The 14,193-nt window shown below is 77.5% G+C and carries 12 protein-coding genes and 1 pseudogene; 8 read left to right on the top strand and 5 right to left on the bottom strand.

Annotated elements, in window-relative coordinates; translation table 11 throughout:
- The first annotated feature begins 99 nt into the window (after window positions 1-99).
- The 6 genes from ABZ719_RS14105 (at window position 100) to ABZ719_RS14080 (ending at window position 5,984) form a co-directional block, all read left to right on the top strand.
- Entirely contained in the window at window positions 100-699 is a 600-nt protein-coding gene (locus ABZ719_RS14105) for an SIS domain-containing protein (protein WP_366725448.1), read from the top strand.
- 1 nt (window position 700) lies between these two features.
- The gene (gene rfaE2, locus ABZ719_RS14100) at window positions 701-2,116 is read left to right on the top strand and encodes a D-glycero-beta-D-manno-heptose 1-phosphate adenylyltransferase (protein WP_366725447.1); all 1,416 of its coding nucleotides are present in this window, start codon (window positions 701-703) and stop codon (window positions 2,114-2,116) included.
- Window positions 2,113-3,093, top strand: coding sequence for a glycosyltransferase family 9 protein (locus ABZ719_RS14095; protein WP_366725446.1), 981 nt, complete (start codon window positions 2,113-2,115; stop codon window positions 3,091-3,093). Before rfaE2 ends, ABZ719_RS14095 begins: the two co-directional genes overlap by 4 nt.
- 18 nt (window positions 3,094-3,111) lie before the next feature.
- Entirely contained in the window at window positions 3,112-4,044 is a 933-nt protein-coding gene (locus tag ABZ719_RS14090) for a glycosyltransferase (protein ID WP_366725445.1), read from the top strand.
- Window positions 4,041-4,937, top strand: a complete 897-nt coding sequence (locus ABZ719_RS14085; protein ID WP_366725444.1) for a glycosyltransferase — start codon at window positions 4,041-4,043, stop codon at window positions 4,935-4,937. Before ABZ719_RS14090 ends, ABZ719_RS14085 begins: the two co-directional genes overlap by 4 nt.
- 204 nt (window positions 4,938-5,141) lie before the next feature.
- On the top strand, window positions 5,142-5,984 hold the full coding sequence (locus tag ABZ719_RS14080) for a helix-turn-helix domain-containing protein (protein ID WP_366725443.1): 843 nt from the start codon (window positions 5,142-5,144) through the stop codon (window positions 5,982-5,984).
- Window positions 5,985-6,066: 82 nt separating this feature from the next.
- Here the strand turns inward: ABZ719_RS14080 and ABZ719_RS14075 are convergent, their stop codons facing one another.
- From ABZ719_RS14075 to ABZ719_RS14065, 3 genes and pseudogenes are all read right to left on the bottom strand, one after another.
- Window positions 6,067-6,381, bottom strand: a complete 315-nt coding sequence (locus tag ABZ719_RS14075; protein ID WP_366725442.1) for a DUF3040 domain-containing protein — start codon at window positions 6,379-6,381, stop codon at window positions 6,067-6,069.
- Between the two features lie 413 nt (window positions 6,382-6,794).
- A pseudogene (locus ABZ719_RS14070) lies at window positions 6,795-7,691 on the bottom strand (polysaccharide pyruvyl transferase family protein); the annotation flags it as partial.
- Window positions 7,692-7,716: 25 nt separating this feature from the next.
- Window positions 7,717-8,463, bottom strand: coding sequence for an MgtC/SapB family protein (locus ABZ719_RS14065; protein ID WP_366725441.1), 747 nt, complete (start codon window positions 8,461-8,463; stop codon window positions 7,717-7,719).
- Window positions 8,464-8,578: 115 nt separating this feature from the next.
- Between ABZ719_RS14065 and ABZ719_RS14060 the strand changes: the two genes are divergently transcribed.
- Complete coding sequence (locus ABZ719_RS14060) at window positions 8,579-9,037, top strand: TIGR03668 family PPOX class F420-dependent oxidoreductase (protein ID WP_366725440.1); 459 nt, start codon at window positions 8,579-8,581, stop codon at window positions 9,035-9,037.
- A gap of 166 nt (window positions 9,038-9,203) precedes the next feature.
- Window positions 9,204-9,350: a hypothetical protein gene (locus ABZ719_RS14055; RefSeq protein ID WP_366725439.1), complete on the top strand. Its 147-nt coding sequence runs from the start codon at window positions 9,204-9,206 to the stop codon at window positions 9,348-9,350.
- Between the two features lie 250 nt (window positions 9,351-9,600).
- Here the strand turns inward: ABZ719_RS14055 and ABZ719_RS14050 are convergent, their stop codons facing one another.
- Both ABZ719_RS14050 and ABZ719_RS14045 read right to left on the bottom strand, forming a co-directional pair.
- Window positions 9,601-10,419 (bottom strand): serine protease, encoded by an 819-nt coding sequence (locus ABZ719_RS14050; RefSeq protein ID WP_366725438.1) that lies wholly within the window; start codon window positions 10,417-10,419, stop codon window positions 9,601-9,603.
- Window positions 10,420-11,060: 641 nt separating this feature from the next.
- Window positions 11,061-13,901, bottom strand: a complete 2,841-nt coding sequence (locus ABZ719_RS14045) for an AAA family ATPase (protein WP_366725437.1) — start codon at window positions 13,899-13,901, stop codon at window positions 11,061-11,063.
- Between the last annotated feature and the right edge of the window lie 292 nt (window positions 13,902-14,193).

The following is a 14,193-nucleotide window of genomic DNA, read 5'->3' as shown; positions in this document are numbered from 1 at the left end:
ACGTCGAGACGGAGGTCGCGTGATGAACGTCGAGACGGAGGTCGCGTGTGACGGACACGGCCTTCCCCGCACCGGCTTCCCGTACCCGGAGGTGACCCCATGAGTGTCGGAACACCGTCCGTCCTCGGACACTGCGACGAACTCCTCGTCGCCCTCGGACAGTTCCGCGGCTGCGCGCACATCACCCAGCGCTGGGGCGAACGGCTCGCCGCCGTCCTCGGCGGCGGGGGACGGCTGCTCGCCGCGGGCAACGGCGGCAGCGCCGCCCAGGCCCAGCACCTGACCGCCGAACTCGTCGGCCGCTACCGCGACGACCGCCCGCCGTACTCCGCGATCGCCCTGCACGCCGACACCTCCAGCACCACCGCCATCGCCAACGACTACGGCGTCGACGAGGTGTTCGCCCGCCAGGCGCGCGCCCACGGCCGGCCCGGCGACGTCCTCGTGCTGCTCTCCACCAGCGGCGCCAGCGCCAACCTGCTCTCGGCCGCCGCCGCGGGCCGCGCCGCGGGCCTGCGGGTGTGGGCGCTCACCGGTCCGGCGCCCAACCCGCTGAGCGCGGGCAGCGACGAGGCGCTGTGCGCGGCCGGCGCCTCCACGGCCACCGTGCAGGAACTCCACCTGGTCGCCGTGCACATGATCTGCGCCGCGTTCGACGCGGCCCTCGAACGGGACGCCCCCGGACGGGGCGGGAGGTGACATGACGGGCAAGGCACCCCTGGTCGTGGTCGGTGACGCTCTGCTCGACCGCGACCTCACCGGACACGCGGACCGGCTCGCCCCCGACGCGCCGGTACCCGTCGTCGCGGACTGCGCGGAACGGGTACGGCCGGGCGGCGCCGCCCTCACCGCGTACCTCGCCGCCCGCGACGGCCGTGACGTCACCCTCGTCGCCGGCCTGGACGACGGACCGGCCGGGCGGGAACTGCGGCGCCTCCTGGAACCGTGGCTGACCCTCGTCCCGCTCCCCCTGACCGGCGAGGTGCCCGAGAAGACCCGCGTCCTCGCCCAGGGCCGCCCGGTGGTCCGCCTCGACCACGGCGGCGGCCGCACCATGGAGGCCACCGAGGAGGCCCGCGCGGTGCTCGCCGCCGCGTCCGCCGTCCTCGTCTCCGACTACGGCCGGGGCGCGGCCGACGCCCTGCGGCCCGAACTGCTCAGGCGGCCCCCGGTCGTCTGGGACCCGCACCCGCGCGGCGGTCCGCCGGTCCCGGGCACCCGTCTGGTCACCCCGGCCCGCTCGGAGGCCCGCACCTTCGCGGGCGCCCTGCGCGAGGCGACCGGGGAGACGGGCGGGCCGCAGGCCGGCGGAGCCGGTGGCGGCCCCGGCGTCGGTGAACTGCGCACCGTCGCCCACGAGGCGTCCGCGCTGGTACGGCACTGGCGGGTCGCCGCCGTCGCGGTCACCCTCGGCCCCCTCGGCGCCCTGCTGTCCTACGGCGAACACCCGCTGCTGGTGCCGGTCACCGCCGCCCATCACGGCGACGCGTGCGGTGCGGGGGACCGGTTCGCCGCCACGGCGGCCGGACTGCTCGCGGACGGCGCGCTCGTCGGAGAGGCCGTGGAGGGCGCCGTCACCGCGGCGAGCGCCTTCGTCGGCGCCGGCGGGGCGGGCGGCCTGCACGGCACCGCGCACCCCGCCGACGCCGTGCCGGCGGGCGACGACCCCGCCGGCCTGATCGCCCGGGTCCGCGGCGCCGGCGGCACCGTCGTCGCCGCGGGCGGCTGCTTCGACCTGCTGCACGCCGGCCACGTCGGGCTGCTCCAGGCCGCCCGGCGGATCGGCGACTGCCTCGTCGTCTGCGTCAACTCAGACGCCTCGGTGCGCCGCCGCAAGGGCGAGGGCCGGCCCGTCAACCCGCTCGCCGACCGGCTGCGCGTCCTGCGCGCCCTGGCCTGCGTCGACGCCGTGGCCGTGTTCGACGAGAACACCCCCGAACGGCTCCTCGCCGAACTCCGCCCCGACGTCTGGGTCAAGGGCGGCGACTACGCCGGCGCCGACCTCCCCGAGGCGGCCCTCCTCCAGGAGTGGGGCGGCCAGGCCGTCCTGCTGCCCTACCTCGACGGCCGCTCCTCGACAGCCCTGATGGCCAGGGCGGCGGAGGGCGCCCGGTGACCGGCCCCGGCGGGCCCGGGGGAGGGGACGCCCCGCGCCTCCTGGTCCTGCGTGCCCTCGGGCTCGGTGATCTGCTCGCCGGGGTGCCCGCCCTGCGGGCGCTGCGGCGGGGGTTCCGGGCGCACGAGATCGTCCTCGCCGCGCCGGAGGAACTGCGGCCCCTCGTCGAGGCGACGGGCGCCGTCGACCGGCTGCTGCCGGCCGCCGCGCCCGGCCGGGCCGTGCCGGACGCCCTCGCCTGGTCCGGGCCGCCCCCGGACGTCGCCGTCGACCTGCACGGCAACGGGCCGCCCAGCCACCGGCTGCTCGCCGCCCTGGGCCCCCGGCGCCTGCTGGCGTTCGCGCACCCCGGCACCCCCGACGTCGAGGGGCCGCCCTGGTACGCCGACGAGCACGAGCGGGACCGCTGGTGCCGGCTGCTGCGCTGGTACGGCGTGCCGGCCGACCCCGCCGACCTGCGGCTGCCCCGCCCCGCCGGCCCCTGCCCGGCCCCCGGCGCGGTCGTCGTGCACCCCGGCGCGGGATCCCCCGCACGGCGGTGGCCCGTCGACCGGTTCGCCCGCGTCGCGCGAGCGCTGCGCGCCCGCGGTCACCGGGTGGTCGTCACCGGCGGCCCGGACGAGGGCGACCTCGTCGCCACGCTCGCCAAGCGCGCCGGGCTGCCCGACACGGACGTGTTCGGCGGCGGACCGCCCCTCGGCCGGTTCTCCGCGCTGGTCGCGGGTGCCCGCGCCGTCCTCAGCGGCGACACCGGCATCGCCCACCTCGCCGTGGCCCACGCCACCCCCTCGGTGACCCTGTGCGGCCCGGTCCCGCCCAGCCGCTGGGGGCCGCCCCCGGACGACCCCCGCCACCACGCCCTGTGGCACGGCCCGCAGGGCGACCCGCACGGCCGCCGCCCCGACCCGGCGCTGCTGAGGATCACCACGCAAGAGGCACTGGACGCCCTCGACGCGCTCCCCGAGCCGTCGCACTGACGAAGGACGGCCGGCACCATGGCACACGCACACGCACACGCACACGCGTCCGAGCACGGGCCCGTCGGGGTGGTCATCGCCACCCGCAACCGCTCCGCGCGCCTCGCCGTGACCCTCCGGCACCTGCTGGCCCTGCCCGAACACCCCGAGATCGTCGTCGCCGACAACGCCTCCACCGACGGCACCCGGGACCTGCTCGCCCGCGAGTTCCCGCAGGTACGGGTCCTGGCGCTGCCCTCCAACCGGGGCGCCCCCGCCCGCACCCACGGCGTCCGCACCCTGCGCACCCCCTACGTGGCCTTCAGCGACGACGACTCCTGGTGGGAGCCGGGCGCGCTCGCCGAGGCGGCACGCCTCCTGGACCGCCACCCCCGGCTCGGCCTGCTCGCCGCCCGCACCCTGGTCGGCCCCGAGGACGAACCCGACCCGCTCGACAAGGTGCTCGCCGACTCCCCGCTGGGCCCGGCCACCGACCTGCCCGGCACCCAGGTCCTCGGCTTCCTCGCGTGCGCCGCCGTCACCCGCCGCACCGCCTACCTCGACGCCGGCGGCTTCCACCCGCTGCTGTTCTTCGGCGCCGAGGAGACCCTGCTCGCCTACGACCTCGCCGCCCGCGGCTGGGGCGTCACCCACTGCCCCGAGGTGGTCGCCCACCACCACCCGGACCCCGCCCCGCGCACCGGCCGCCCCGCCCTCGTACGCCGCAACGAACTCCTCACCGCCTGGCTGCGCCGCCCCCTCCCGTACGCCCTCGCCCGCACCCGCGCGCTGGCCGCCGACGCCCGCCACGACCCCCACGCCCGGCGCGCTCTGCGCGAGGCTCTGGCCCGGCTGCCCGGCGCCGTGCGCGCCCGGCGTCCCCTGCCGCCGTACGTCGAGCGCGCCGCACGGCTGCTGGACGCGGAACCGGTTCCCCGGCCGTCCCGCCCGGACCAGGGAGGCACCCCGTGACCGATCCCCGCACCACCGTCGTGGTCATCACCCACAACCGCCGCCCCGAACTGCTGCGCACCCTCGACCGGCTCGCCGAACTCCCCGAACGCCCCGAGGTGATCGTCACCGACAACGGCTCCACCGACGGCACCTCCGCCGCCGTGGCCCGCCACCACCCGCAGGTACGGCTGCTGAGCCCCGGCCGCAACCTCGGCGCCGTCGGCCGCAACCTGGCCGTGCGCCAGGTCCGCACCCCCTACGTGGCCTTCTGCGACGACGACTCCTGGTGGGCGCCGGGCGCGCTCGCCGGCGCCGCCGACCTGCTCGACCGGCACGCCGCGCTCGGCTCGGTCACCGCCCGCATCGTCGTCGAACCGGACGGGGCCGAGGACCCCATCGTCGAGGAACTGCGCAACTCGCCCCTGCCGGGCCCCCGCTGGCTGCCCGGCCCGGCGCTCGGCTCCTTCCTCGCCGCGGCGACGGTGCTGCGCACCGACGCGTTCCGCCGCGCGGGCGGCTTCCACCCCCGGCTGTGGCTCGGCGGCGAGGAGGAACTGCTCGCCGCCGACCTCGCGGCGGACGGCTGGTGGCTGACCTACGCCGAGGAACTGACCATCCATCACCATCCGTCGGGGGTACGGGACTCCACGCGCCGCCGCCGGGACGGCATCCGCAACACCCTGTGGTTCACCTGGCTGCGCAGGCCGCTGGGGCCCGCCCTGCGCCGCACCCTGTACCTGGCCCGCACGGTGCCGCGCGACACCACGTCCCTGCACGCCTTCGCCGAGGCGGCGGGCGCCCTGCCCTGGATCGTGCGCGAGCGCCGGGTGCTCCCGCCCGAGGTGGAGGCGCGGCTGCGGCTCCTGGAGGCCGGCCAGCGCCGCTCGAAGGCCCGTCGTTACACCGGGTGACGAGGAGGCGGCCACCCCGCGCGGCCACGCGCGTGCGCACGTTGCGGGCGCCCGAAGCCGCCCCCGCGACAGGTCGCGCGCCCGGAGCCGCCCCCGTGACAGGCGTGCCCAGAGCCGCCCCGTGGCACGTTGCGCGCGCCCGGAGCCGCCCCGCGTGCACCGCTGCTCCCCGCGCACCGGTGCGCATGCGCGACAATGGGTGCCATGACCGTGGCGTCCGACCCCCGAGCACTCGGGGCGTTCCTGAAGGCCCGCCGGGCCGAACTGGCCCCGGACGACTTCGGGCTTCCCGGGACCGGCTCGCGCCGCAAGGTCGCGGGGCTGCGCCGGGAGGAGGTCGCCCGGATCGCCGCGATCAGCGTCGACTACTACACCCGGCTCGAACAGGGCCGCGTCCCCGCCTCCGTCTCCGTGCTCGCCGCCGTGGCCCGCGCGCTGCGCCTGGACGACGACCAGCAGACCTACCTGTACCGGCTCGCGGGCAAGGCCGACGCCCGGCCGCGCGGCCCGCGCCCCGCCCAGCGGACGCGGCCCGCCATGCGGCGCCTGCTCGCCCAGCTCCCCGCCACCCCCGCCGTCGTCCTGGGCGACCGGCTGGACGTCCTGGCCTGGAACGCGGCGGCGGCGGCCCTGTTCACCGACTTCTCGCGGGTGCCGCCCGACCGGCGCAACTACGTGCGCCTGCTGTTCACCGACCCCGTGGTCCGCGCCCTGCACCGGGAGTGGCGGCACGACGCCCGCGACGCCGTCGCCGCCCTGCGCATGGGCGGCGGGCCCGACGACCCCGAACTCGCCCGGCTCGTCGCCGACCTCTCCGCCGCCGACGCCGACTTCCGCACCTGGTGGGCCGAGCACCGGGTGATCACCGCGGGCTACGGCACCAAGCACTACCGGCACCACCTGGCCGGTGACCTCACCCTCGACTGCGACACCTGGGACAGCCCGGACGGCTCGGGGCAGCGGCTCATGGTCCTCACCGCCGAGGCCGGCAGCCCCTCCCACGACGCCCTGCGCCTGCTCACCTCGGCGTCCGCCCGCCCCGCCTGACCAAAGCTGTCCGCGGCCCGCGCCGCCCAGAGGGGTCCCACGGTCCCCGCGCGAGGCTTCCGCGTCCGCGCCGCCCCACGGCTCAGACGGAGCGCGAGCGCCGCCCGCACCACAGCCGCAGCGCCGCGAACAGCGCCAGGGGCCACACCGCGGCGAACGCCCAGATCACCCCCGGCTCGGCGGTGGCGGCACCGGCCGTCAGCAGCGCGACGGCGACCGCCAGCAGCAGGACGACGGTCCACGTCCGCGGGGCGTACGCCGCCACCCGGGCGGGATCGGGGCCCCTGCGGCGCCGGGTGGAACTCAGTCGCCGGACCAGCCGGCGGTCACGGCTCAGAGCACGTTCTATCTCGTCCAGGATCCGCTGTTCGTGATCGGGAAGTCTGTTTGTCGACACTGTTGCTCCTACGGGGACCGAGCTGCCTGCCGCGTCCCGTTCCGGGTGCCCGGCCGCCCCTCGCCCTAATCGCGCCGGGCACCGGCCGAGGGCCCGTACGGCGCCTGCGACGGGCTGGTGCGGGGCGTTCCGGCCCGGCCCCGGCGCGCCGCGTCCGACGCCTCCGCCGCCGGCGAGGCGTCCGCGGCCCCCGCCGCCTCTGCCGCTCCCGCTGTCCCCGAAGCCGCTCCCGCTGTCCCGGCAGCCGCTTCAACTGTCTCCGAAGCCGCTCTGGCTGTCCCCGAAGCCGCTCCCGCCGTCCCCGCGGCCTGGGAGGCATCCGCCGCGCCCGCCGCCGGAGAGGTTCCCGCCGCCCGCGCGGCACCCAGCGCTGCCGTCAGCTCCTGGGCCGCGTCCCGCCCGGTCCCAGCGGCCCACTCGTCCCGTATGCGCCGCGCGGCCTCCCGGCCCGAGGCCAGGCACCAGCCCCACCACCGGTCCAGCTCACCGGTCCCGGACCGCTCCAGCTGCTCGGCCGGCACCAGCGCGGGCCAGCCGCAGGCGCGCGCCTGGGCGCTCACCTTCGCGCCCCCGGCGACCGGGTCCACGGCCAGCGCGGGTGTGCCGGCGCGCAGCGCGAGCACCATGCCGTGCAGCCGGTCCGTGACGACGAGGTCCAGGCGCAGGAGCACGGACTCCAGTTGGGCGGGGGTGGCGCTCAGCCGCCAGTCGTGCGCGTCGAGCCGGGTCTCCAGCTCCAGCCGGGCGCAGTCCTTGCCGTGCAGCCAGGACGTCACCGCCGCGGCGACCGCGTCGTGCCGGCGGGCGGGCCCGTACTCGTGCTGCCCGTGCGTCAGGACCACCCCGACCACGGGCCGCGCCGGCAGGGCGGGGGCACCGGCCGCGAGGTCCAGGGCGGGAGCGGCGGCGGGCGCGTCGCGTGCCAGGACGCGGTGGAAGCCGGTGACGGCCGGGCTGTCCGGGTCGAGCACAGAGGTGCCGACCGCGATCCGCGCGCAGTGCGCGAACCGCCGGTGCAGCTCCTCCACCTGGGGCCCGTGCAGCGGCCCGCACACGAACACCAGCTGCCCGTACCGGCCGGGCACCACGTCGTCCAGGTGCAGGGCGTCCGGCCGGAAGCCAGGGCTCCAGGCGACGTCGTACGCCAGTCCCGCCCGGCGCAGCACGTCCTCGGCCCGGTGCAGTGCCAGCACGTCCCCGGCGGTCGCCTCCCCGTCGGGGAAGCTGAACCAGCCGGTGAGCAGCACGCGTGACCCGTGATGTCGCTGATGCACAGTGCCCCCCGGGTGCCCAGCCGCCCCGCCCCCCATGCACCACCCGTCCGGCCGGGCGGCCCTACGCGTCCTGCTCCTCCTCCTCCGCCGTGCCGAGGCTCAGTTCGACGTCCACCACGCCGTCCTCGTGGAACAGTTCCGAGGCCAGCCGCCCGGCGTCGGCGGTGCCCTCCAGGCGCAGCAGGACCCGGGCCGCGGCGTCGGTGCGGCCCGGCAGCCGGTCGGCCTTCACCTCCAGGATGCGAAAGCCCCGGCTGGTGCACGCCTCCATCAGCCGCGGCAGCAGGGCCCGGCCCGTCAGATACGTCAGGCGCACCTCGACGGTGGCCGGCACCGGGCCCGGGGTGAGCCGGCGCGAGAGCCGGGGGTAGCCGCGTACGACGAGGAAGTGCAGCACGGTCGTGGCCAGCGCCAGGATCGGCAGCCCGCCCCCGCAGGCCATGCCGACGGCGCAGGTCAGCCAGATGGTGGCGGCGGTGGTCAGTCCGCGCACCGCGTCCCGCCGTACGAAGATCAGACCGCCGCCGATGAAGCCGATGCCGGAGACGATCTGGGCGGCCACCCGGGACGGGTCGAAGGACACGTGGTCCAGGCCCAGCACGTTGGTGAAGCCGTGCTGCGACACCTCCATCATCAGCGCGCTGGCGACGCCGACCAGGGTGTGGGTCCGCAGGCCCGCGCTCTTCTGGTGGGCCTCCCGCTCCCAGCCGATCAGGCTCGACAGCAGCAGCGCCAGTCCCAGCTCGGCGAGCTGGCGCAGGCCCTGTCCATTGGCCACGTCCCACAGCGGAACCGCGAGCCCCGGCATGCGTCTCCCTTCGTCGGTGTCCTTCCGGCCCCTGCCGCCCATTGTGGGTCCGGCACGGCGGACAGGGGGTACCCGGAGCGCGGACGCGCTCACGTGGCGGGGAAGGAGGCGCGAGGTGCCGCGGATGGACGCCGAGGAGGCCCGGCGGCGGTTCGCCGCCGCGCGCGTGGCACGGCTGGCCACGGTGGACCCGGCCGGCCGGCCGCACCTGGTGCCCGTGGTGTTCGCCGTCCCGGACGGCGGCACGATCGTGACGGCCGTCGACCGCAAACCGAAGAGCACCACCCGCCTGAAGCGGCTGCGCAACATGGCCGCCCACCCCTGGGTGTGCCTGCTGGCCGACGCCTACGACGAGGACTGGACCCGGCTGTGGTGGGCCCGCGCCGACTGCCGCGCCCGCGTCCTGCCGGCCGGCGGGACGGACGAGGCGGCGGACGCCGGCCGGCGGCGGGAGCGTGAGGAGGCGCTGGCACTGCTGCGCCGCAAGTACCCGCAGTACACCGACCAGCCCCCCGGCGGCGCGGTGGTCGCGCTGTCCGTCCGGCGCTGGACGGGCTGGTCGGCGAACCCGTAGGAGGACGCCGGTCGGCCGCGCAGGGCGCGGACCGCCCGCTTCGCCGTGCTTCGCCGCCGGCCGGCGCGCGGATCCGGCACGGGACCGCCGGGACCGCAACTGGCGGGACAACCAGGCCCACCGCACCCTCCTCGTCGACGGGTTCCTCGCGGGGGTGTGGAAGCAGGTGCGCGACACGCTTCTCGTCGAGCGCTTCGGCGACCTGCCCCGGGCCCAGCGGCAGGCGGTGACCGAGGGGGCGCGGGGGATGCCGGCCGTGCTGCACCGCGGGACGCCGTACGACGTCCGGTTCGCGGCCGTCACCCGCCCTTGAGCCCGGCAGGGTCCGCGCGGAACTCGAGCGCGGCCTGGCCGAGCGCGTCACCGACGCCTTCGTGGCCGCGTACCGCATCCCGGACGGGACCGTGCGGGTGCGGACCACGAGGTCCCGGCGGCCGGGGCGCGGCCGGGAAGCCCACCGCCGACGGGCAGCGGGCCGCGCCGGGTGGAGAGGGGGCGCTGCGGGCCGCTCGTGGTGGCCCGCAGCGCCCCCCGGCACGTGCCCCGGGGGAACCCCGGGGGATTCAGGAGCCGACCTGCGCCGTGACCAGGTCCGAGAAGGTGGTCAGCCGTGTGTACACACCCGGACGGCCCGCCTCGGCGCAGCCGTCGCCCCATGAAGTGATCCCTGCCAGGACGCCCCCGACTAGCAGGGGACCGCCGCTGTCGCCCTGGCAGGTGTCTGTGCCGCCGGATTCGTATCCGGCGCAAACCATGTCGCTCGCGACGAAGTCGGAGCCGTAGGCGCCCGCGCAGCCGCTGTCGGACACGACCGGTACGGTCGCGGTCCGCAACTGGTTGGAGGGGCCGCCGCTTTCGGTGGTGGTGCCCCAGCCCAGGACACGGGCCGTGGTCCCGGCCGCGTACGCACCGGTGTCGGCGGGGGAGACGTACTTCGCCGGGGCGTACGGCATCGCGGTCGCCAGCGTCAGGACGGCCACGTCGTCGCCGCTCGCCGCGTCCGTGTAGTCCGGGTCGACCCAGATGCCGCTGACCTCGCTGACCGTCCCGTCGGTGCCGTCGAGGTAGGTGCGGCCCCCGACGACCCGCACGCCGGCGGTGGTCTCGCCGGACACGCAGTGCGCCGCGGTGACCACCTTCCGGGCGGCCACGAGCGTGCCGCCGCAGAACTGGTTGCCGGCGGTGTCGGTGAGCTGGACGACGAAGGGGTACGCGCTCGTCGTGGTCGGCGTACCTCCGACGACGGACTCCGGTACGCCGGCGCCGGGCCGGTCGGCGGCGTGGGCGCAGGGCGCGGTGAGCAGCGCGGTCGCGGCGCCGGCCGACAGTGCGGCGGCGGTCCGTCCGCGACGGCCGGGTCTGGCGCGGGTGAGGCCGAACATGCGTCTCCTCGTGGGCTGGCCGGTGGGGGATCGCGCGGGCTGGGGGCTGAGCCGGTCGGTACGGGAACCGGTGCTCGGACTCCCACGTGCCCGGGCGAGCGGCACGTCCCTCACGCTAGGACCCGCCCCGCCCGCCCCCAATGAGGGAACCCCCTAGGGCGCCCGCACAGGGAAAACCCTCGGTGACCTACGGCACACGCCCCGTACGGCCCGTCACCTCGGGGCGCCGGGCCCGTGCCTGACGGGCTGTCGGCAGCGGACGCCCGTCCGCCCCCCGGCAGCCACGCCACGCCCACCGGGCACCACCGCCCGTCCGGAACCCCGGAGCGGGCGGGAACAGGCGGGAACGGGAGAGGGGCAGGCGACAGGCAGGTCTGGGACGCGGGCGGGGCGGCGGACGCGGCGGCCCGCGCGGCCGGGAGCCGGGCGGGCGCGAACGCGGTGGCCGGGGGCGCGGCGCGGGTGACCCGTGCGACCACGAAGACGCTCCGGGCGGTGCGAGACCGGGCGGCGGCGGCCCGTGCCGGCAGGGGCCGGGCGGGAGCGACCGGTGCGGTCGTCTCCCGTCGGTTCGCGACGACGCACCGGCCACGGCAGCCACCCGCACGGAGATCCACCCGGTCAGTCAACCCGGGCCGCGCTCACTTCGCGCGCCGGCCGGCCGCCAATCGGACGATGTCGACCCGCGAACGGATCCCCAGCTTGCGGTAGACCCGGGTCAGCGTCGCCTCCACCGTCTTGACGCTGATGAACAGCCGCGCCGCGATCTCCCGGTTGGTGGCCCCCTCCATGACGAGCGCCGCGACCTGACGCTCCATCGCGGCCAGCCCGTCCAGGACCGCGGGGACCACTTCAGGCTCCGGCTGCGCCGGACGGGCGAGCGCCGCCGCGTCCACCCGGCGCAGCCACGGCAGCGCCCGGCAGCGCCGGAAGAGCCGCGCCGCCTCGTCGAACGACGTGGGGTCCGGCCGCGGCGCGCGCAGCCGGGCCAGCGCGAAGGCGGCCCGCGCCTCCTCCAGCCCGTTGCCCAGCCCGGCCAGCCGGTCCTGTGCCGACGCCAGCCGGACGGCGGCGGCCTCGGTGTCGCCGCGGGCCGCCACCACCAGCGCCTCGGCCCGGTCCAGGACGGCCAGCACACTCTCGCGGCCCAGCCGCAGCGCGTGCTCGCGGGCCGTGTCGACGACCTGCTGCGCCTCGCCCGGCTCGCCGACGAGCACCAGCGCCTCCGCCAGATCGCCGTGCCAGCGCCCGCGCGCCGGGTCGGTGATGCCGAGCCCCGTCTCCAGCTCCCGCACCCGGCGCAGCGTCGCCACGGCCGCCTGCGCGTCCCCGGACACGAACTGCGCGTACCCGAGCGCCGCCAGGGCGCGCGAGAGGTACATCTGGTCGCCGTCCTCCTCGGCGAGCCGGACCGCCTCACCGGCCAGCGCCAGCGCCCGCCCGGTGTCCCCGCCGGAGGCCTCCGCGAAGCAGGCCAGCATGGCCGAGGCGCCCTCGCCGATCCCCGTGTCCCGGGCCAGCCGCAGGCTCTCCCGGGCCAGGTCCAGGGCGCGCCCGCAGTGCCCGGCGCGCAGTTCGGTCTCGGCGAGCAGCCGCAGGAAGTGCACCTCGCTCTCGACCATGCCGCGCCGCCGCACCTCGCGCAGCAGCGCCGTGATGGTGGCGCGTGCCTCCGTGAGCCGGTCGCTCATCAGCAGCCAGCGGTAGCGGGCCGCGCCGACGCCGTTGTGGTGGCAGGCGACATAGGGGTCCTGGGGCTCCTTCATCGCGCGCCCGATGGTCGAGGGCGCGTCGGGGTGCCCCATCAGCGTCTCGGTGGAGGCCCGGAACGCCAGCGCCATCAGCTCGGTACGCCGGTCCCCGCCGCGCGCGGCCAGTTCAGCGGCGTGCGCGGCCTCCTCACGGGCCACGCCGAAATCTCCCTCGACGACCAGCCCGCGCCAGGCCAGCTGGTAGTGGACCAGGGCGAGCAGCCCGGGGTCGTCCCCGGCGTCGGCCAGCGCCTGCGGGAAGACCGCGTCCACCTCGCCGAGGGCCTGCCCGGCGGCCTCGATCACCACCATCCACGCCCGCACCCGCTGGGCGGGCACGGTGGCCCGGGTCAGCACGTCCCGGGCGATGTCCCGGGCGAGGTCCACCTCGCCGGCCGTGATGGCGTCCTCGGCGGCGAGCAACCGCCGCTCGTCGGGCCCCGGTTCGCCGTCCGCCGGGGTGTGCCGGGCGGCGAGCAGCCCGAGCGAGGCGGCCACCGACGGCGCTCCGCGGTCGCGGGCCAGGGCGGCGGCCCCGGCGAGCCGGGCGGCCACGCCCGGATCGGTGCCGGTGGTGGACAGGGCCAGGTGACGGGCGCGTTCGATGGGGTCGGAGGCCGCGGTGGACAGCGCCGCGTGCGCGGCACGCCGCTCCCCGGCGGGCGCCTCGGCGTACAGCGCGGCCGAGATGAGGGGGTGCGCGAACCGTACGGCGGGCCCCTCGGGCTCGGTCGCCAGCAGCCCGAGCCGGGCGGCCTGCGCGCACTCGGCCTCGGCGTTCTCCCGGCCGGCGGCGTGCAGCAGCGCCGGGGTGGGGCGGGCGCCCGCGCTGGCGACGAGCAGGGTGCGGCGGGCCTCCTCGGACAGCATCTCCAGCCGGCTGAGCACCAGGGCGCGCAGCGACGTCGGCACCGGCAGCGGCTCGCCCGGCCGGGGCCGGGCCGGGCTCTCGGCCAGCGCCCGGCCCAGTTCCAGCGCGAACAGCGGGTTGCCGCCGCTGGTGCGGTGGATCTCGCGGACCGTGGAGCGCGGCAGGCCGGTGTGGCCGCGGTGGTCGAGCAGGGCCGAGACCTGGGCGCGCGAGAGCGGACCGAGGCGCACCGAGAGGGTGTCGGGCGGGCAGGGGAGTCCCCCCGCCCGGGCGCCGCCGAGAGCGGGGGAGCGCAGATGACGGCCGTAGTCCTCGTCCTCGGTGCGCACGGCGCACAGCATCCGCACCGGGGTGCCGCCCAGACGGCGGGCGGCGAAGCCGAGCAGTTCCGCGCTGGCCGGGTCCAGCCACTGCAGGTCGTCGGCGACGATCAGCACCGGGCCGCGGGCGGCGAGCGCGCGCAGCGTGGAGAGCACGGCGAGGCGCAGGGCGAGACCGTCGCGCTGGAGGGTGGACTCGCCGCGGCCGGTGAGCGCCGACTCCAGGGCGGTGCGCTGGGCGGCGGGCAGTTCGCCGGCCACCTCCGGAAGGACCAGCCCGAAGAGGTCGGCGAGGGCCAGGAACGGCAGATGGGATTCGGACTCGGTGGCGGAGCAGCGCAACACCGTGCGGGCCGCGGGGGCGTATTCCGCCGCCAATGCCCGCAGCACCGTCGACTTTCCTATTCCCGCCGGTCCGTGCAGCAGCACACTGCCGCCGCGGCCGAGCTGCTCGCGCGCCGCCGCGGACGGCTCCTCCCGGCCGATGACCAGCTCGGAGCGGCAGCCCGCAGGGCCCTTGAAGTCCCGTAGCACGGTCACCGCTCCCCTCGTGTGTCGTGTCCGGGCCAAATTCTAGGCAACCGGGCGATGAATTCCGGTCTGCCGGCGTAGTGAGGGAAACAACAGCAGCCGAAGCATGACGGAATTCAAAGCCGCGCCGATCGAATACGCACCCCGCACGCACAGCCTCCGACGGTACCCCGGCCACCCGGCCGACGGTACTCCCACCACGGACCGCCCGGCCCGGGGAGGCTCCCCGGCCCGCCGCTGCCGGCACCCGCACGCCGCCGCGGCCGGCTGCGTCCCCCGCCGTCCCGCGGAGGGCACGGCC

This window comes from Streptomyces sp. NPDC006743, assembly GCF_040703815.1.
GTDB lineage: Bacteria > Actinomycetota > Actinomycetes > Streptomycetales > Streptomycetaceae > Streptomyces.
This window is presented reverse-complemented; position numbering and strand designations above follow the sequence as displayed.

What these genes read in the sequence shown, in the direction of transcription:
- ABZ719_RS14105 (WP_366725448.1), top strand. Translation starts at nt 100, where the DNA reads ATGAGTGTCGGAACACCGTCCGTCCTCGGACACTGCGACGAACTCCTC.
- rfaE2 (WP_366725447.1), top strand. Translation starts at nt 701, where the DNA reads ATGACGGGCAAGGCACCCCTGGTCGTGGTCGGTGACGCTCTGCTCGAC.
- ABZ719_RS14090 (WP_366725445.1), top strand. Translation starts at nt 3,112, where the DNA reads ATGGCACACGCACACGCACACGCACACGCGTCCGAGCACGGGCCCGTC.
- ABZ719_RS14080 (WP_366725443.1), top strand. Translation starts at nt 5,142, where the DNA reads ATGACCGTGGCGTCCGACCCCCGAGCACTCGGGGCGTTCCTGAAGGCC.
- ABZ719_RS14065 (WP_366725441.1), bottom strand. Translation starts at nt 8,463, where the DNA reads ATGCCGGGGCTCGCGGTTCCGCTGTGGGACGTGGCCAATGGACAGGGC.
- ABZ719_RS14050 (WP_366725438.1), bottom strand. Translation starts at nt 10,419, where the DNA reads ATGTTCGGCCTCACCCGCGCCAGACCCGGCCGTCGCGGACGGACCGCC.